Origin of the sequence: Endozoicomonas sp. ALE010 (assembly GCF_049310165.1) — a bacterium.
In the GTDB taxonomy this organism is placed as follows: Bacteria; Pseudomonadota; Gammaproteobacteria; order Pseudomonadales; family Endozoicomonadaceae; genus Endozoicomonas.
Map to the genome: position 1 here is coordinate 64,394 of NZ_JBLYNV010000013.1, position 17,229 is coordinate 81,622.

The window sequence follows — 17,229 nt, forward strand, 5'->3', positions numbered from 1 at the left end:
AGATTCTGCCACCCCATGGCTTATTTCTTTTGCACAGATGTCTACCCCGCTATTTCTTCTTGCTTCTGATCACCCTGCCATTCAGGCTTTGCTTGAAGGCCTTGCCGCACAGCTGAATACCGGCTTTAGTCACCGTCTTCAAGACGTTGATGAAGGCGCTCTGGTGGCTTTTGATGCATCCGGAGCGCTGGCGGTTCAGCGTGCGGGATCGAAAGAGAAGCCGATTGTCGTTGATTTTGTCGGTGGCAAGGCAGGGCATCGACGCAAGTTTGGTGGTGGCAAAGGGCAGGATATCGCCAAGGCCGTGGGTCTGAATAAAGGCGTCAAACCATCGGTGCTCGATGCAACCGGTGGATTGGGTCGGGATGCGTTTGTGCTGGGCAGCCTGGGGTGCAATGTCACCCTGATTGAACGGTCACCGGTGGTGGCAGCCCTTTTGGCAGATGGTTTGCGCCGGGCACTCGGCGATAGTGATGTTGCGCCCATTGCACAACAGATGTCGCTTTTGCCCGGTAATGCCATTGAGCTGATGCAGGCATCGGACAATAAGTACGATGTTGTTTATCTGGATCCGATGTTTCCTCATCGGGAAAAGTCGGCCTTGGTCAAAAAAGAGATGCGGCTGTTTCAGGATCTGCTGGGGGATGATCCGGATGCGGATCAGTTGCTGCAACCGGCACTGGATCTTGCACGGTATCGCGTTGTTGTGAAAAGGCCAAGGCTGGCACCGGATCTTAATGGCCAGGCTCCCACCTACCGGCTGGAAGGGAAAGCCTGCCGCTATGATATCTATGCCCTGAAGGCATTTTCCGGGTAATCAGATCTAATGATAACCGTGGTCATGGTGTGACCACGGTTATCGTGCGTTTTACCCGCTGTTCAGGGTGTGGATTTTTCCCCCGGACCGTTACTGACTCCGTATCGACTGGTCTGGTTGATACTGTGTCGTATTTCAGTGGTTAACAGGGTGTGCGCCTGATCAGCCACTTTCTGAATATCATCGCCAAACACCAGTTTATTGGTTTGCGTGATCTCCAATACACCGTGATAGCGCATCTGGGCAATAAAGCCACGGAACAGTGATTTATCAAAAAACTCCGGCGCATTAAGACCATGAATGATCGACAGGCGCTGTGCCAGCACCCCACTCTGATGTTCCAGGGCTTCTGCTTCAATATTGCCACTGCCATTGCGCAGGAGCAGGCTGATCACCATATAGAAGCGTTCCAGTGTCTGGACAATGGAGCGTGAGAAAACATTCAACATGATGTATTCGGCGGTGGCAGGGTCCGGCTGGAAATAACACGCTTCGCCATCATCATCCTGACCATGGGTAATCAGTCCTTCTGCAACCAGACAATCCAGCCATTTTTGCACCACGGCCAGCGCTTCGTGTTGCGTCCATTGCAGGAACAGTTCTGCCTGCAGGTAAGGGTAGAGAACCGCACTGATGCGCAGAATCTCTTTTCTGGTGATGCTGGCACAGTTCACAAAGAAACAGCTGATCAGGGACGGGATGGCAAAAATATGCAGCACATTGTTGCGATAATAGGTCATGGCAATGGCTGTTTTCTCATCCATGCTGATGATATCGCCCAGCGCATCGGTCTTTCTCTGGATCAGCTGCAGGTTTTCCACATAGTGAATCATGCTGCGGGCATCCAGATCGGTCATTGCTGTCCGGTCACTGTAGGGAACCATGGACAGTAGACGTGTATAGCCATCCAGCTGGCGAATCAGCTCCTCTTCACCCAGTGCATGCCTGGGTGAGGAAAGCAGGGCAATGGCGACCAGGTTGACCGGATTGATGACCGCTGCCGCATTGATTCTGCCAGCCAGCGTATCGCCCAGGTTTGAGGTGGTTTTTTCCAGCCATGCCGGTTTGTCATTGGCACCTGAGCTTTCTTTCCAGTTGGGTACCTGTGAATTCAGGAAGGAGCCCAGGTCCAGTGGTTCCCCAAAAGTGATCCACGCCTTGCCAAACTCATTTCTCAGGGCCGCCAGTGTGCGAACTATATCCAGAGGTGACTCACTTTTCTTGGCTTTACCCCGGAGTTCGCCCAGGTAGCTGGCCATTTCCAACAGTTTTTCATAACCGATATAGACCGGAACAAACGCCAGCGGCTTGCGATGGTCACGCAGGAAACTGCGGACGGTAATGGAGAGCATGCCGGTTTTTGGTGTCAGGGTGCGGCCGGTTCTTGAGCGGCCGCCTTCAATGAAATACTCGGTAGCAAAGCCTTTACTGGTCAGTGTGTACATGTATTCATGGAAGACCATGCTGTAAAGCGGGTTGCCACGGAACGTTCTGCGCATGAAAAAGGCACCGCCCTTGCGCAGAATGGTGCCAACCAACGGCATATTCAGGTTAATGCCCGCAGCAATATGGGGCGGTGGCAGACCTTCATAGTACAGAACGTACGACAGTAGCAGGTAATCGATATGGCTTCGATGGCAGGGCACATAAACAATCGTATGGCTATGTGCCAGCGCCTTCAGGGGCTCGACATGATTGATTTTTACGCCGCTGTATAGCTTGTTCCAGAACCAGGTCAGGATAATATCCAGGAAGCGGATCACGGGCATGGAGAAGTCAGAAGCGATTTCATTGGCATACTTCCGGGCTTTTGCTTCGGCTTCTACCAGAGTGATTTCCTGAGCCGCAGCTTCTGCTGCAATGGCTTTCTGAATCCTGGGCGTATGAATCAGGCTGTTGACCAGCATACGACGGTGGGAGAGATCCGGCCCCAGAACCGATGCTTTTTTCTGGCGGAAATGCACCCGGAGAATCCGGTTGACCTTGCGCACACTGCGGGCATGGTTGTTACTGTCACCCATGATTTCCTGCAGTGATAAGGCAGGGCTGAAAGACACCATGGTCTGTCGGCCGTGCAGCAGGGTTGCCAGAAACTTCCGGAAACGTCCGCCAAGGCTGAAGTTCCAGTCAAACAGCAGTTTAAAGGCGGACTGTTCTTTTTCCGGTGAGCGTCCCCAGATAATGGTAACGGGAACGAGCTGGACATCCTGATGCTTTGCTTCAACCTGCCTGACCAGCGCTTCCAGCAGTTCCGGGGGCTCTGGCCGTTCTCTCTGGAGAATCAGGCCTTCGTGCTGGCTAAGAAAAAAATGCGCTTTGCTCTGTGGCTGGTCAGCGACAATGGGGTTGTAAGGGCGGGGCAGACCTGCTTTTATGCACTCACCTTCCAGCACCATCAGGTCCGTCAGGGAGCGCTGGTGCATAACATAGACCACCGGTTTTCCGGTCTGCAGGTGCAAAGCTTCAGGGTTGTTGTTTTCAACCGTGGTACGCACCCACGTGGAGAGGAGTTTTCTCAGGCTATGAAAAACATAGCGATTCAGGGTAATGGGCTTCAGCATGGAACTGGCTCTTGGCCTGCATCCGTCAGTAAAGGAGATAAGAAACGTCAGAAGACTGGTACCGGTAAACCGGTACAGGCCTCATGGCTTGAGATTCAATGGTAGCTCTCAAGTCGCTGATGAGTTAATCGGGCATTCTAGCCTGATTACGTGGTGTTGCGCAAAAGTTACGGAGCTTCGGTGTCAGGAACCACTCTCCGTTTGATAGTATGGCTCAGTAGACGGTTATCCTGTTTTCTCCCCTGAAAAAGCAGCTAGGAGCCTGTCCGAGAATAGCGCCCGTAGCGAGGATAGCAGTAAATTGAGGATAAAAATTTCGTTTTGTGAGGTGAATAGCGGGGCTATTTGCCGAACAAAACGGAATTTTTAGACCAATTTGCTGCCACCGCAGTAGGGCAGCCTATTCTCGGACAGGCTCCCAGGCTGCTTTCCGGTTATGAAGCGTTAGGCCACTTGATCAGCTTTTCCTGGCCGTGTTCATCCAGTTGCCACCATTCATCCATATCAGCTCCTTCCTGCCAGGGGCCGGAGTTACAGCGAACCCGGCATTGACCATAGGCCTGAAGGCTTCTTGCGCATTGGGTGTCATCCTGCCAGGGGGTGCCCGTGGTTTTAAACCAGATGCTGGTCCAGGCTTTGCCAACAGCGTTTTCAACAATCATCACCGGAATGGTGTTGTCCAGGCGGGTGACTTCCATATCATGCACCACTTTGCCGCTGTTCACTGTCACAACGGTATCAAAGGTATCGTTCAGCCAGTCGGTAATAGCCTCCAGGGAGAGACCGCTGGCATACACTTCAATGTCGTCGACTTCGGTTGCGTCAGCTTTTGATGGATCAAGACTGCTCATTGGAGAAACGTCACTTTTCAGCTAGCAAATGCTTAAGTATACCCGTATAGATTTCCTGCAGGGTATCAAGATCTTCCGCGTTAACGCACTCATTCACTTTATGGATGGTGGCATTAACCGGGCCAAGCTCTACCACCTGGGCACCAGTAGGCGCGATGAAACGACCATCGGAGGTACCGCCGGAGGTTGATAGCTCCACCTCCATGCCGGTAACGTCCCGTATCGCTTGCTGAACGGCATTGACCAGGGCCCCAGGGTGGGTTAAAAACGGCTGACCGCTCAGGTACCAGTCAATATCGTACTCCAGCTGATGATGGTCCAGAATCGCGGTGACTCTTTCCTGAAGCTGCTCAGCCGTGACCTCTGAAGAAAACCGGAAGTTGAAATTCACCTGGCACTCGCCGGGAATGATATTGCTGGCACCGGTACCGGCCTGAATTTGCCAGATCTGGAGGCTGGTGGGCGGAAAGAATTCATTGCCTTCATCCCAGACTTCGCCGGTCAGATCGGCAATGGCCGGGGCTACTTGATGTACCGGGTTTCTGGCCAGGTGAGGATAGGCGACATGTCCTTGAATACCTTTGACCGTAAGGTGGCCATGGAGTGAGCCACGGCGGCCATTTTTCACCACATCTCCCACCTGGTTGGTGCTGGATGGCTCGCCAATCAGGCACCAGTCGATTTTCTCGTTTCGAGCCTCAAGGTGCTCAACCACTTTTACCGTACCGTTTTTGGCGGGGCCTTCTTCATCGCTGGTAATCAGAAAGGCAATGGACCCTTTATGGTCAGCGTGTTCTGCCAGAAAGTCTTCGCAGGCGGTGACCATGGCGGCAAGGCTGCCTTTCATGTCGGCGGCTCCACGGCCGTGCAGCATGCCGTCGATGATGTCTGGCTGAAACGGAGGGTTGTCCCACTTCCCTTTCGGGCCGGTGGGCACCACATCGGTATGTCCGGCAAAGGCGAGCACCGGGCTCTGGTCGCCTCTGCGCAGCCAGATATTATCGACCTCACCGAAGCGGAGTCGCTCAACCTTGAAGCCCAGTGGCTCAAGTCGGCTGATCATCAGTTCCTGGCAGCCCGCATCTTCAGGAGTGACGGAAGCGCGGCTGATCAGGTCCATGGCCAGTTGCAGGGTTTTGGAGGTCATAGTCAGGGAATCGGTCATTTATTGTTCTGGAAAGAAATCGGATAGTTGGCAGCAATTGCAATGCAGTCTAGCATTTTTCACCGGACTGCAACCATGTGAGAATTTCCCGGACGTAAGGCTGCTCTGTGTCGGACTGAAACGCCGAAAAGGTGTTTTCCAGGCGTTTGCGGGTGAAATCGGAAAAGTTCAACGTGCCTTCTTCGGTAAAATAGAGCAGGTTGTCTTCAATGGCCGATGCCAGCGCTTGACCGCAAAGATCAACCACTGCCTTCCTGAAGCTGGCATGGCCATCAAACCGGTCTTGCTGCTGGTATAGGTCAGCCAGAGTGGCCAGCGATATCATCGATAGCCAGGGCTGGATCATCGGGTTGACGGCATGGCCACGACACCAGTCGCTGATTTGCCATGGGCGGCCGGTGAAGGTATAGAGTCTGAGCCGGTGTTTCAGCCATTCGGTATCATTGACCGGGTAGTTGTCCCAGAGGAACGGTTTGCGTTGGAAGTGGTCCGTCATTTCCTGCAAGCCTGACTGGTCGTAGCCAAGGGAAATAACGTGGTCGCCTGTCCAGAAAATATCAAACTGTGGGTCCAGGCATTGGCCCAGATCAGACCAGTAGCCTTTGGGCATTGTGCCGTAGACTCTCTGCAATAACGGGTCTTTTGAGTAGTAGGTGCCTGCGACAATAAATTGGGTCGCGGTGCTTTCTGCGGCGATAAATTCGGCAATGTCAGCCTGGGTTTTTGCCAGGTCATCAATGTTGTTACTGAAATCATCAAAGAGAATGCAGAGAATCTGTGGATTCAGTTGATTGATGCTGGCGATTTTCTGTTTCAGCTGTTGGCGACTTTTCTGGTTCAGTTCCCGTACATTAAACGGCGTGAGTCCGATACCAAAACGCACATTGTTTTGTTTGAGCGACAAACCCAGTGTGTTCAGGTGGTGGAAATCCTGCTCTGGCCAGGGCTGATCCCATTGTTCGCGCAGATAAGGATCATTCTTTGGTGCGTAGATATAGAAATTGAAACCTTTCCTTGCACAGAAACTGGCATAGGCATTCCTGGACTCCCAGGACCACTGGTTTTCCTGATCATACAGCCCTTCTATTACGCCATAGTGGAATGCCATGAGCGGATATTTCCCTGTTTAAAGTGAGTCAGACTAAGACGTTTTCTGCTTGAATTCACAAAGGTCTTCAATAATGCAGCTACCACATTGTGGCTTTCTTGCTTTACACACATAACGGCCATGGAGGATCAGCCAGTGGTGGGCATCCATCAGAAACTCTTTGGGAACCAGCCTGACCAGCCGTTTTTCCACTTCCAGAACATCCTTGCCGGGGGCAATGCCTGTTCGGTTGGATACCCGGAAAATATGGGTGTCCACCGCCATGGTGGGCTGATGAAAGGCGGTATTTAAAACGACGTTAGCCGTTTTTCTTCCAACGCCGGGAAGTGCTTCAAGATCTTTCCGGTTATCGGGTACCACGCTATTGTGTTTATCCATCAGCATCTGACAGGTTTTGATAACGTTTTCTGCCTTGGCATTGAATAACCCGATGGTTTTGATGTACTCCTTCAGGCCATCAACACCCAGGGCAAGTATTGCCTCAGGGGTATTGGCAACCGGGTAAAGTTTATCGGTGGCTTTGTTGACCCCTACATCGGTGGCCTGGGCAGACAGTATCACCGCGACAAGCAGTTCAAAAGGTGTACTGTAGTTTAGCTCGGTCGTTGGGTTGGGGTTAGCGTCCCGAAACCGGGTAAAAATCTGTGTGCGCTTTTCCTTGTTCATCCTTTGACCAGTAAAAAGTATAAAAATCAGTTTGTGCTTATTTTAATGCAAAACAGGGCTGGAATGCCCTGTTTCTGATCATGAAAGGGTTAGATCCGGAATGTCATAACCAGACCGAAATAGTTCCGGTTTTCATCCTGATTCTCTACCTGATAAAAGGTTGGAGCAAATGTCAGACGGATATCAAAGTCTTCCATAACGGGCTGTTCACGGTCACCATTGATCCACTGGTCAATACTGTCGACCGGATCCAGGAAAAACAGTGCCGTGGAGCCCAGGCCGGCAGAGCCCCATACCAGGCCATCATTGTCGACAATCGAGCGCTTCTTCTGGTAAGCCCATTCGCCGTATAGCCAGCCACCAATGGGCGTTACGATAATATCCTGAATGGAAGGCACTTCAGCGATGGCTTCGATACCGTACTCCCAGTAGAAGGTGGACATCAGGAAGGAGTAGACAAAGGAGTTCCACTGGTTGTAACCAGACTCCCGTGCAACGATGTAGTAAACACCACCGAAGTAAGGGTGTGTTACGTAGTTAAGGAAAAAGTCATCTTCATCCATCACCGGGCCTGAACTGACATTATCCCACCACTTTTTGTGGAACTGTTTCATGTCAGACTTATCCCAGTTGGTAAAGGACTCCGGCATAACGGCCAGGGCTCCAATCACACCAACGCCCAGACCGAACATGAGTTTTGTCTGGGACCAGAGACGTGCCTGATTCTCCTGAGGATTGTCATCGAACAGGGTTATTGCCCATGGGGAGCGCTCTTCAGATAGGGTGAACTCAGCGTCTGGCTCCGCCACTGATGGGACAGCAGGAGCTGTGGCGTTGGCCTGGACAAAGCCGGAAAGCATGATCAGGCCAGATAAAAAAACTGGCAATATCTGGTTAAGCATCGTCTTTTATTCATGAGATGGCTGGGGGGTGGCGCAGAAACCACCCAAAAACGGGTTATCCATTCAGGTCATTACCCCTGTTCTGGACAAAAGAGGGGGATTCTATAGCGAATTCTGTCAATAATCGATTGAGGTTTATCATTATTTCCAGTTTTATCGGGCTGATAAATCAGGCTCTTATTTTGTCATGCCGGATTTCTGACTTTGTTCAGAGCAGTGGTTCAGGCAACCTGAACACGAATAAGGTTGCACATGCTACATTGAAATAAAAAAGCAGTATAGGGATGTATCGTGTTTAATAAGCAGTTATACCTGTCAGTGGTTACAGGTTTATTAATGATCGGTGGACTATTTCCTTCAACCAGGTTGCTGGCAGTATCCTCACCGGAATATGAGCCTGTTCCATTTACTCAATATTGGAATGTTATTGCCAACCAGCTTGCCGAAAGCCTCATCGCCAGAGGACGTCTTGGATCAGATTCCGTTTATGTTGATAAAAAACATGCCGCTTCAGGTGTTGCCCGATATCTGGAAAAACAGCTGTCAGTTTCATTGAAAAAATCCGGTGCAAACGTGAGGGCGCCAACCAATGCCTTCAACATGATTGAGCTTGATGTTGATGTTCGAACCCGGTCGAATGGCAGGGGGACCGTGTACTCTGAGGGAGGGGATATCGACCAGTTGTGGGAGATAAAGGAATTTGGTTCTGTCTATTCAGATCAGCTTGCTCATTTAAAAATGGAACCCCTGACAATGATTCGACCAAGAACCATAAACCCGATTTCAGATACCGATACAGAAGTTGTTATCACCGCCCGGGTTATGGATAGAGGCTCGATTCTGGTATCGCAAACCTATGCGTTCTATTTTTCTGCTGAACGGGCAAGTCGTGAATATCATCCTCTGTATAACGGATTAACCAGGGCAGAAGCCTTTTATGCTGATAGTGATGGCCTGTTAACAGAGCATCAGAATAGGCAGGGTGCCTTTATAAATCATCAGAAAAAACTGGATAATCAAATTCAGAAATTGATTGACAGCTATCATCTTGATGTGGATTTTTAGGAGCCTGTCGGACTTAAGACTGTCCTACTGTGGTTGCGATAAATTGGTCTAAAAATTCCTGCTTTTTCGTCAAATAGCCCCGCTATTCTCCTCAGAAGCAGAAATTTTTATCCTCAATTTCTCTCAATCCTCGCTACGGACGCTTAAGTCCGACAGGCTCCTAGGGACGTTCGCAGGTTGGCATAACATCAGCAAGCCACCCTGCGAAGAAAGCCTAAACCAACAGTTCCAGTGGCGGTAGCTCAGGCTTATAGAGCTGCCATTCACCGGCTTTCCTGGATTCAAACAGCTTCCATTCCGGGGCTTTAACCCAATTAGTTGTCACATGATATTCCGGATTTAACAACTGGATTGCCTTTCTGGTTGAGTCGATGGCAAGGAACAAATCTTTAGAGCTTGTCAGCGAACACTCGTCACCACAGGCACGGATGGTTATTGGAGAGTAGTCATTGTTGTACCCTCTATTGGCAACCACGCGTTCTGTGGCAATTTGCTGGGCACGTATATGGGGCTGGTTGCTGACCAGAACGATGTCTCCGGGAGTGGCTCCAGGCAGTAGTTCCAGGGCATTTAAGGCAGACACTATCGTTCCTTCGGTGTTTGCTCTGCCAGTGATGATATTTTTCTCATTGAGGTTGAGCGTGTATTTGCCATCTTCCTGGAGAGATTGCTGAAAGAATTGAACTTTTCCGGTATAAGTTACATAGATGGTTTGTTTGTTCAGAAAGCATGTCTGCTGACTTTTCTGGTCGCTTTTCTCCTCACTTATCTCCTCGCTTATCTCCTCACTTTTCTGATCGCTTTTCTGGTCAGCCATACGGAGCATGTCCATAAGAGCCATTTGGGCGTGAGTTTCTGTGGCAGTGGATCCCAGGGTAGTTTTAAACTCTTTAACCAGCTCACCCATGCGCTTATACAGACGATCATTGCTAGCAACATCCTGAAGCTCGTCGACGTCGCCCAAAGTCCTTGAAGAACCGTTACAGAGCAGCAGTCCGGGCAGTTTATTGTCGCTGTTTTGTGCAATAGCGAAATTAGGACGAAGGTGCATTCTAGGGATAGCCGCTCCCGGAAAAAGAAGAACTGATTGATCAGTAAACTCAAGGGGCTCTGAGTCAGCAGTCCTTAAGGGCTTAAGTGCTGACCGTAGCTCATTTTTGGCAGCGTCACTCAGGTTTTCAATGACTTCAGTTTGCTCTATGGCATTCCAGCGCTCCACTATTTTTCCCTGCTCTTCCCTGAGAATAGGGCTTTGGTGGAAATAGACGTCAAGTTGCCTGACAAGCTTAATCAGACTTTCGTACTTTTTTGGCTCCGGCAGTGCATCGAAATTGTCTGGCATTCGTAGCGAGGCGTCTGGTTCCTTTTTTCCAAAGACTTTGTTCATAACTTTAACCAGATTTACTGTATCGAGGATAAAGCGCTGGTTGTCCAGGATGCATTTCTGGAGTTGTGTCAGTTCAACAGGCTGAGTTGATCTGCTCACCTCCACGTCTTTAACCGCTTTTTCATTGCCTGTTGGTGTTGATTGCAAGGGCGGGGGAGTCGATTGAACAGATAACATTACAGAATTTCCTCTGGTTTAATGGGGGCCTGTCTGGCAAATCAAAAAAGGTTTACCAATTCTGATTCAATAGACAGGAAATCAGAGAATAAGTTCCTGTGTCGGCGTTAAGTAGCTAACCATATGAAATCATATATTTCTGACTCCTTGTTCAGGCACTCTGCTTCGTTACAACTCCGGTCACATAGCTACGGCTATGCTCCCTCCGTTGTGCCTCGCATAGCACCTGCCCAAGTAGCCAGAAATATATGATTTCATATGGCCAGCTACTTAAGAATATTCAAACATTACCGGTAACCCTGACCCGTTTGCTTACTTTTGCAGTTACTGGTTGCAGGCTTTTCCTTCTTTCTTCCAGGCGACGATCAATAATATTTTTAATGGCAATCAAAAAGCCCATAAAGACAAAGGCACCCGGGGGAAGAATGGCAAACAGGAACTGTTTATAGTTGGCAATCACCGTAATGGTCCAGTCAGCGGCAATGGAGCCCAGCAGCAGGTCCATGCCGGAGAACAGCGTGCCCTGGCCAATCAGCTCCCGCAGTGCCCCCAGCAATACCAGAATCACAGCAAAGCCCGTACCCATCATCAAGCCATCAAAAGCGGCAGGCAGCACCGGGTTTCGGGAGGCAAAGGCATCGGCCCGGCCCAGGATGATGCAGTTGGTGACAATCAACGGAATAAAAATACCCAGTATCCGATAGAGTTCGTAGGTATAAGCCTGCATCAGCAGTTCGATACAGGTGGTGAAAGAAGCAATAATCATCACAAATACGGGCAGGCGAATGGCATCGGTTACCTGGTGTCGTATCAGGGAGACGGCAACGTTGGAGCCCATCACCACCAGCATGGTGGCTATGCCCAGACCAAGCGCATTGACGACACTGCTGGAAACCCCCAGCAGAGGGCACAGGCCCAACAGCTGGACCAGTGCCGGATTGTTTTTCCAGAGACCGTCCAGGGCAATCTTTGCGGCCTGGCTGCCAGCAGTGCTCTTGTTCGCCACAGTGTCATTTGTCATATTGAATCTCCTCGCGGACACCGGCGAGTGGGTCCAGCAATCGCTTGCGGTTTGCCTCAAAGTATTGCAGTGCGCGGTACACCGCGGCAACAACCGCTCTTGGCGTTATTGTGGCACCGGTAAACTGGTCAAACTCACCACCGTCTTTTTTCACTCCCCAGCCTTCGCTAAAGGGGTTGCCCAGGGATTTGCCGGCAAACCCGAGAATCCAATCGGTGACATTGCTGTTGATCTTGTCGCCAAGCCCGGGTGTCTCTTTGTGGGTGATGGCCCTGACGCCTGACAGCGTACCATTGCGGTTGATGCCCACCAAAAGCTCAATTCGCCCGCTATACCCGTCAGGTGCGGTGACCGGCAGAATAACGGCAGAGACCGCCCCATCACTCAGGGCAATATAGGCGTCACGTTGATCCTGGCTGGAAAGCAGGGGGGATGGTTCCAGAATAATTTTCGAATCTACCAGCACATTGTCGTGAGTGTCGGCCGGTAAAATCTCCATCAATGCTTTGGCTTCATAGGCTCGAACCTGTGTCTCTATTTGTTCCTGAGTCATGATCCAGGTCACGGAAATCAGGCCTACGGTAAATACGGCAAACAGGCCAAGGCCCAGGCTATTGCGAAAAATGCTTTGCAGCAGACCGTTCCCGCCGGGAGTCTTGCTGTCGGTGGTGTCTTTTAATGGAATCTGGCCGTCACTCATGATTCAGTCCTTCTTTGGCAGGCCTTTATTGGCCTTGTGGTGGCCATAAGTGCGTGGCTGAGTGTAATAGTCGATGGTGGGGGCCGCCATATTCATCAGCAGCGTGGCAAAGGCGACACCATCCGGGTATCCACCCCAGGCACGGATGACGTAGACCATAACGCCAACACCCGCACCAAAAATCAGACGTCCACGGTTGCTGGTTGCACCACTGACCGGATCCGTAATGATAAAAAAAGCACCCAGCATGGTGGCACCACTGAACAGGTGAAACAGCGGGGAACCATGACTGTCTGACCCGTTACCACTCCAGAACAGGGTCGCCATAATGGCAATGGCGGCGAGCATCCCCACAGGGCCGTGCCAGGTAAATACTTTGCGCCAGATCAGAAAGACGCCGCTGGCCAGATAAGCCAGGTTAACCCACATCCAGCCACGACCAGCCATGCCATCAAATACCGGGTTGGCTTCCCAAAGTTCATTGATGGTCTGGCTTTTGTTTTCGCGCAACACATCCAGTGGGGTGGCCATACTGATGGCATCAACACTCTGGCCCAGGGGGAAAATAGTGAACAGGGCATCGGTCAGGCTGTTGTTATGACCTTCCAGCCCCAGTGGTGGCAGCCAGGTGGTCATTTCCTGGGGAAACGAAATCAGTACCACAACATAGCCCAGCATGGCCGGGTTAAAGGGGTTCTGACCCAGGCCACCATAGAGATGTTTGCCAATGACCATACCGAAGGACACAGCGACCAGTGATAGCCACCAGGGGGCAAAGGGCGGCAATGCCAGCCCCAGCAGTACACCGGTCAACAGGGCGCTGCAATCACTCAGGTAGAAGCTCACGGACCGTTGGCGCATTGATACCACGGCCGCTTCGCAGCCCATCGCAACCAGGGAACACCAGATAACATTGATCAGTGTGCCCCAGCCAAAAAAGACCGTTTGTGCCATCAGACCGGGGATGGTAGCCATGATCACCAGACTCATGACCCGCTGAGTGCTGTTTTGTCCCAGCGCATGGGGTGAGGTCTCTCTTCCCCGCTGGCTGATGGACGATCTGCTATTAATCAAGGCCATTCAACGATTCCGCTCTGTTGTGTCTTTATCATGCTTCCCGGGCTTCCTCCCACGCAGAGCGTGGGAACAAGGTGGCTGTAGCTGTAAGTCACGAGAGACTCTCCAGAGCCTGTTTCAGCTCAGCCGCCTTTTGTTCCGCTGCCACCAGCTGGTGTTTCAGCGTATCCTGCTCATCTTCACCGGCACTGGCGATCGCTCGCTGAAGTTTTTTCACCGCAGCGTTGGCCATGGCCGACTCGATTTTCAGCTTTTTTGCTTCATCAGTTAACGGCGCTTTGGCCTTTGTTGCTGTTGGTTTGGCATCCGCAGAAGGGGTTATTGCCGTTTCTGTCGGAGGCTCTGAAGCTTCAGCTTCGAGGCGCTTGATGTTGGCCTGGCACGCTTCGACGGCCTGCTTGAACGACTCGGTGTTCTCGTTGTTGCTCTCAACCGCGGCTGCCAGTGCGCGCTCTGCTTTTTTCAAGGCCGCTTTGGCCATGGCCAGTTCAACCTTGCGTTTCTTCTCATTGTCTGAGAGTGCCGGTTTGGCTGCTTTAGCGGGCTTCTCTGGACTGTCTTTGCTGGCAGAATCCTGACTGTTTTCATCAAACGCCTGCTGAAGTTTACTCACCTGCTCATTCAGCATCGCCAGATTAGACTTCAGTTGTTCAATATCTCCCCTGTCGCCTTTAAGCTCAGCAGAAGCTTCTGCGGTAGCCAGCGCTCTCTCTGTCTTTTTGGCCTGAGCTTTGGCCATGGACAGCTGAACTTTCAGCTCTTTCTGTTTGGCAGAGAGCGGTCTGTCAGGCGCTTGCCTGGCTGACGTGGGCTCGGAGTTCCCGGTAGCCGCCGCTGCTTTTCGTGCCTTGGCCCGGGCGATAGCGGCCTGGATCGGGTCTTCTTCGGCTTTGGCGTCACTTCCGGTTTGTTCCGCTGTTTTGGCCGCCTTCAGTTTTGCTGCCCGTTCGGCATTGGCTTTTCGTTTGGCCTCTTTCTCGGCTTTTTCCTGCTCCAGTCTGGCCAGGCGATCTTCATAGCGCTGTTTCGAGCGCTCCGACTTGGTGTGTTTGGCTTCCTGGGTGCGAATAGCGCCTTTGGATGCCCGGTAATACTGAACCAGCGGAATAGACGACGGGCAGACAAAGGAGCAGGCACCGCACTCGATACAGTCAAAGAGATTGTGGTGCATAAGCTGCTCATGGTTCTCAGCCCTGGCGTGCCAGTAAAGCTGCTGGGGCAGCAATGACGACGGACACGCTTCGGCACAGTGCCCGCAACGGATACAGGCCTGGGCATCCGGTGCTGCCGGAAATTCATCCTCCGTCGCGGCAATCAGGCAGTTTGAGGTTTTGATTACCGGGATATCCATGCGATCAACAGTGAAGCCCATCATGGGGCCGCCAAACACCAGCGTTGATAATTCGGACGTTTTGAGCGCCGCATATTGCAGCAGGTCCTGAGCCAGTGTACCGATCAATACGTCGACATTTTGTGGCGCTGCCAGGGCATCCCCGGTGAGGGTAGTGATGCGTGAGATCAGCGGCTTGCCGTCCACAATGGCGTCTTTGACGGCAACGGCTGTTCCCACGTTCTGAACCACCATGCCCAGATCCGCAGGCAGTTTTCCGGAAGGCACCTCCTGACCGGTAAGAATCTGGATCAGCTGTTTTTCACCACCGGAAGGGTAGATGGTGGGGAAAACGACAATGTCTATATTTTTGCCGGTCGCCGCCCTGCGCATCGCGGCGATGGCTTCCGGCTTGTTGTCTTCAATACCGATCAGGCACTCCCGGGCACCGAGCATGTATTGGAGGATTTCTGCGCCCTGAATCACCGCATCGGCCTTTTCCCGCATCAGCATATCGTCGGCGGTAATATAGGGCTCACACTCCGTACCATTGATAATCAGGGTATTGATTGCTGTGCCGGGTGCCAGTTTGATGGCTGTAGGGAAGCCAGCGCCACCCATACCGCTGATGCCGGCATCACGCACTTTTTCTACCAGTTCAGCAGACGACAGTTGACGATAATCCACTACGGGTGCCAGTTGACACCATTGCTCCTGACCATCGGTTTCGAGAATGATGCACAGGTCATAAAAGCCGGAGGCATGGGGAATCGGACGGTTCTCAATGGCGGTAACAGTGCCCGAAGTGGGCGCATGCAACGCGGCACTGACAAAGCCGGACGCTTTGGCAATCATCTGGCCTTTGAGTACTTTGTCTCCCACGCGGATCAGCGGATCAGCAGGCAAACCGGCGTGTTGCGACAATGGCAGCACCAGTGTTTCAGGCAGAGGCGCAGCACTGACAGGGCGGCTGGTGGACTGATGCTTGTTTTCTTCCGGGTGAACCCCACCGGTCAGTGGCCAGATTTTGCGTTCAGAACTGGCTATCACCTGGCTCCCGGCCACAGGGCTCTGTATGTCCTGGTGTGGACTTTTGACAATTGCATTCATACGGTCTGCCCCCTGAGGTCAGTGGCAATCAAGCCAGCCTTGCCATGATTCGGCTGGGGCAGCGCCCAGCTCCAGGTCCTGACTGTGATATCCACAGGACGCATTTCGATACAGTCAACAGGGCAGGGCTCAACACAGAGATCGCAGCCGGTACACTCATCGGAAATCACCGTATGCATCTGTTTGGCGGCACCCAGGATGGCATCCACCGGGCAGGCCTGAATGCACTTGGTACAACCGATGCACTCCGCTTCCCGGATAAAGGCAACTTTGGTGACCGACTCCTGCCCATGTTCCGCATCCAGCGGCTCAGGCTCCACATCCAGCAGGTCCGCCAGTGTGTTGATGGTTGCCTGACCACCGGGCGGGCACTTATTGATGGCATCACCATTGGCAATGGCTTCTGCATAAGGGCGACACCCCGGATAACCGCACTGGCCACATTGGGTCTGGGGCAGAATTTCATTAATCTGGTCAACAATCGGGTTGCCTTCCACCTTAAAGCGGATAGCAGCAAAACCGAGAATCGCCCCGAAAATCAGGGCAAGAGCCAGCAGGGCTCCAATGGCGTAAAGAACAATGTCCATGGACTAACGCAACCGCTCCTTCAGCTTTTTATCACGTCTGGCATTTCTCATCATGGTTTGAAATCCTGCACTCACAGTTTGATCAGTCCGGTAAAACCCATAAAGGCCAACGACATCAGACCGGCGCTGATCATACCAATGGCTGCCCCTCTGAATGGCGTTGGTACATCCGCTGCGGCGATGCGCTCACGCATGGCGGAAAACAGCACCAGTACCAGGGAAAAACCGGCCGCCGCACCAAAGCCGTAGGTGGCTGAATCTACCAGGGAGCTGTCCATTCGGTTGGTGTTCAGCAGGGCAACCCCGAGTACCGCACAGTTTGTGGTGATCAGTGGCAGGAAAACGCCCAGCACCTTATGCAGCAGCGGGCTGGTTTTGCGCACCACCATCTCGGTGAATTGCACCACCACGGCAATCACCAGAATGAATGAGATGGTTTTCAGAAACTCCAGATTCAGTGGCAATAGGATGTACTTATACGTTAGATAGCTGCAGATAGAGGCCAGTGTCAGCACAAAGGTGGTGGCCATCGACATACCCATGGCCGATTCCAGCTTGTTGGACACGCCCATAAAAGGACACAACCCAAGGAATTGGACCAGTACAAAGTTGTTAACCAGTATGGCGCTGACCAGAATCAGTATCAGTTCGCTCATTGGGGTTTCCTGCCGCAATGCCAGGCTCTTAGAGCCGGTCGATCAAAAA

At 52.0% G+C, this 17,229-nt stretch carries 15 protein-coding genes; 2 read left to right on the forward strand and 13 right to left on the reverse strand.

Annotation, left to right across the window (positions count from 1 at the left end):
* The first annotated feature begins 37 nt into the window (after positions 1 to 37).
* A complete protein-coding gene (locus ACO6UY_RS07975; protein ID WP_422461536.1) occupies positions 38 to 817 on the forward strand; it encodes a class I SAM-dependent methyltransferase in 780 nt (259 codons plus the stop codon).
* Between the two features lie 62 nt (positions 818 to 879).
* Here ACO6UY_RS07975 and plsB read toward each other — a convergent pair whose 3' ends face one another.
* The 6 genes from plsB to ACO6UY_RS08005 form a co-directional block, all read right to left on the reverse strand.
* Positions 880 to 3,378 (reverse strand): glycerol-3-phosphate 1-O-acyltransferase PlsB, encoded by a 2,499-nt coding sequence (plsB, locus tag ACO6UY_RS07980; protein WP_422446946.1) that lies wholly within the window; start codon positions 3,376 to 3,378, stop codon positions 880 to 882.
* Between the two features lie 434 nt (positions 3,379 to 3,812).
* Positions 3,813 to 4,229, reverse strand: a complete 417-nt coding sequence (locus ACO6UY_RS07985) for a hypothetical protein (protein WP_422446944.1) — start codon at positions 4,227 to 4,229, stop codon at positions 3,813 to 3,815.
* A gap of 10 nt (positions 4,230 to 4,239) precedes the next feature.
* Positions 4,240 to 5,394, reverse strand: a complete 1,155-nt coding sequence (gene dapE / locus ACO6UY_RS07990) for a succinyl-diaminopimelate desuccinylase (RefSeq protein WP_422446942.1) — start codon at positions 5,392 to 5,394, stop codon at positions 4,240 to 4,242.
* Between the two features lie 49 nt (positions 5,395 to 5,443).
* Positions 5,444 to 6,502, reverse strand: a complete 1,059-nt coding sequence (locus ACO6UY_RS07995) for a beta-N-acetylglucosaminidase domain-containing protein (protein WP_422446940.1) — start codon at positions 6,500 to 6,502, stop codon at positions 5,444 to 5,446.
* Positions 6,503 to 6,535: 33 nt separating this feature from the next.
* Positions 6,536 to 7,168 carry an endonuclease III gene (gene nth, locus ACO6UY_RS08000; protein ID WP_422446938.1) on the reverse strand — a complete coding sequence of 211 codons (633 nt, stop codon included), beginning with the start codon at positions 7,166 to 7,168 and terminating at the stop codon, positions 6,536 to 6,538.
* 89 nt (positions 7,169 to 7,257) lie between these two features.
* The gene (locus tag ACO6UY_RS08005) at positions 7,258 to 8,070 is read right to left on the reverse strand and encodes a DUF3943 domain-containing protein (protein ID WP_422446936.1); all 813 of its coding nucleotides are present in this window, start codon (positions 8,068 to 8,070) and stop codon (positions 7,258 to 7,260) included.
* 336 nt (positions 8,071 to 8,406) lie between these two features.
* Here ACO6UY_RS08005 and ACO6UY_RS08010 point away from each other — a divergent pair, with 336 nt between their 5' ends.
* Entirely contained in the window at positions 8,407 to 9,135 is a 729-nt protein-coding gene (locus tag ACO6UY_RS08010) for a hypothetical protein (RefSeq protein ID WP_422461505.1), read from the forward strand.
* Positions 9,136 to 9,349: 214 nt separating this feature from the next.
* Here ACO6UY_RS08010 and ACO6UY_RS08015 read toward each other — a convergent pair whose 3' ends face one another.
* The 7 genes from ACO6UY_RS08015 to rsxA form a co-directional block, all read right to left on the reverse strand.
* Complete coding sequence (locus tag ACO6UY_RS08015) at positions 9,350 to 10,699, reverse strand: hypothetical protein (protein WP_422446932.1); 1,350 nt, start codon at positions 10,697 to 10,699, stop codon at positions 9,350 to 9,352.
* Positions 10,700 to 10,979: 280 nt separating this feature from the next.
* A complete protein-coding gene (locus tag ACO6UY_RS08020; RefSeq protein ID WP_422446930.1) occupies positions 10,980 to 11,720 on the reverse strand; it encodes an electron transport complex subunit E in 741 nt (246 codons plus the stop codon).
* Positions 11,710 to 12,420 (reverse strand): electron transport complex subunit RsxG, encoded by a 711-nt coding sequence (gene rsxG / locus ACO6UY_RS08025; RefSeq protein ID WP_422489564.1) that lies wholly within the window; start codon positions 12,418 to 12,420, stop codon positions 11,710 to 11,712. The genes ACO6UY_RS08020 and rsxG overlap by 11 nt, the downstream gene beginning before the upstream one ends.
* Before the next feature lie 3 nt (positions 12,421 to 12,423).
* Positions 12,424 to 13,500 carry an electron transport complex subunit RsxD gene (gene rsxD, locus ACO6UY_RS08030; protein WP_422446926.1) on the reverse strand — a complete coding sequence of 359 codons (1,077 nt, stop codon included), beginning with the start codon at positions 13,498 to 13,500 and terminating at the stop codon, positions 12,424 to 12,426.
* A gap of 88 nt (positions 13,501 to 13,588) precedes the next feature.
* On the reverse strand, positions 13,589 to 15,937 hold the full coding sequence (rsxC, locus tag ACO6UY_RS08035; RefSeq protein WP_422446924.1) for an electron transport complex subunit RsxC: 2,349 nt from the start codon (positions 15,935 to 15,937) through the stop codon (positions 13,589 to 13,591).
* Complete coding sequence (gene rsxB / locus ACO6UY_RS08040; RefSeq protein WP_163372540.1) at positions 15,934 to 16,524, reverse strand: electron transport complex subunit RsxB; 591 nt, start codon at positions 16,522 to 16,524, stop codon at positions 15,934 to 15,936. The genes rsxC and rsxB overlap by 4 nt, the downstream gene beginning before the upstream one ends.
* Positions 16,525 to 16,595: 71 nt before the next feature.
* Entirely contained in the window at positions 16,596 to 17,180 is a 585-nt protein-coding gene (gene rsxA, locus ACO6UY_RS08045) for an electron transport complex subunit RsxA (protein ID WP_020581588.1), read from the reverse strand.
* Between the last annotated feature and the right edge of the window lie 49 nt (positions 17,181 to 17,229).

Excerpts from the sequence above, each read along its gene's own strand:
- plsB (WP_422446946.1), bottom strand. The coding sequence starts at position 3,378 with ATGCTGAAGCCCATTACCCTGAATCGCTATGTTTTTCATAGCCTGAGA.
- ACO6UY_RS07985 (WP_422446944.1), bottom strand. The coding sequence starts at position 4,229 with ATGAGCAGTCTTGATCCATCAAAAGCTGACGCAACCGAAGTCGACGAC.
- nth (WP_422446938.1), bottom strand. The coding sequence starts at position 7,168 with ATGAACAAGGAAAAGCGCACACAGATTTTTACCCGGTTTCGGGACGCT.
- rsxB (WP_163372540.1), bottom strand. The coding sequence starts at position 16,524 with ATGGACATTGTTCTTTACGCCATTGGAGCCCTGCTGGCTCTTGCCCTG.
- ACO6UY_RS08010 (WP_422461505.1), top strand. The coding sequence starts at position 8,407 with ATGATCGGTGGACTATTTCCTTCAACCAGGTTGCTGGCAGTATCCTCA.
- ACO6UY_RS08015 (WP_422446932.1), bottom strand. The coding sequence starts at position 10,699 with ATGTTATCTGTTCAATCGACTCCCCCGCCCTTGCAATCAACACCAACA.
- ACO6UY_RS07995 (WP_422446940.1), bottom strand. The coding sequence starts at position 6,502 with ATGGCATTCCACTATGGCGTAATAGAAGGGCTGTATGATCAGGAAAAC.
- ACO6UY_RS08005 (WP_422446936.1), bottom strand. The coding sequence starts at position 8,070 with ATGCTTAACCAGATATTGCCAGTTTTTTTATCTGGCCTGATCATGCTT.
- ACO6UY_RS08020 (WP_422446930.1), bottom strand. The coding sequence starts at position 11,720 with ATGACAAATGACACTGTGGCGAACAAGAGCACTGCTGGCAGCCAGGCC.
- rsxA (WP_020581588.1), bottom strand. The coding sequence starts at position 17,180 with ATGAGCGAACTGATACTGATTCTGGTCAGCGCCATACTGGTTAACAAC.
- rsxD (WP_422446926.1), bottom strand. The coding sequence starts at position 13,500 with ATGGCCTTGATTAATAGCAGATCGTCCATCAGCCAGCGGGGAAGAGAG.
- rsxG (WP_422489564.1), bottom strand. The coding sequence starts at position 12,420 with ATGAGTGACGGCCAGATTCCATTAAAAGACACCACCGACAGCAAGACT.
- ACO6UY_RS07975 (WP_422461536.1), top strand. The coding sequence starts at position 38 with ATGTCTACCCCGCTATTTCTTCTTGCTTCTGATCACCCTGCCATTCAG.
- dapE (WP_422446942.1), bottom strand. The coding sequence starts at position 5,394 with ATGACCGATTCCCTGACTATGACCTCCAAAACCCTGCAACTGGCCATG.
- rsxC (WP_422446924.1), bottom strand. The coding sequence starts at position 15,937 with ATGAATGCAATTGTCAAAAGTCCACACCAGGACATACAGAGCCCTGTG.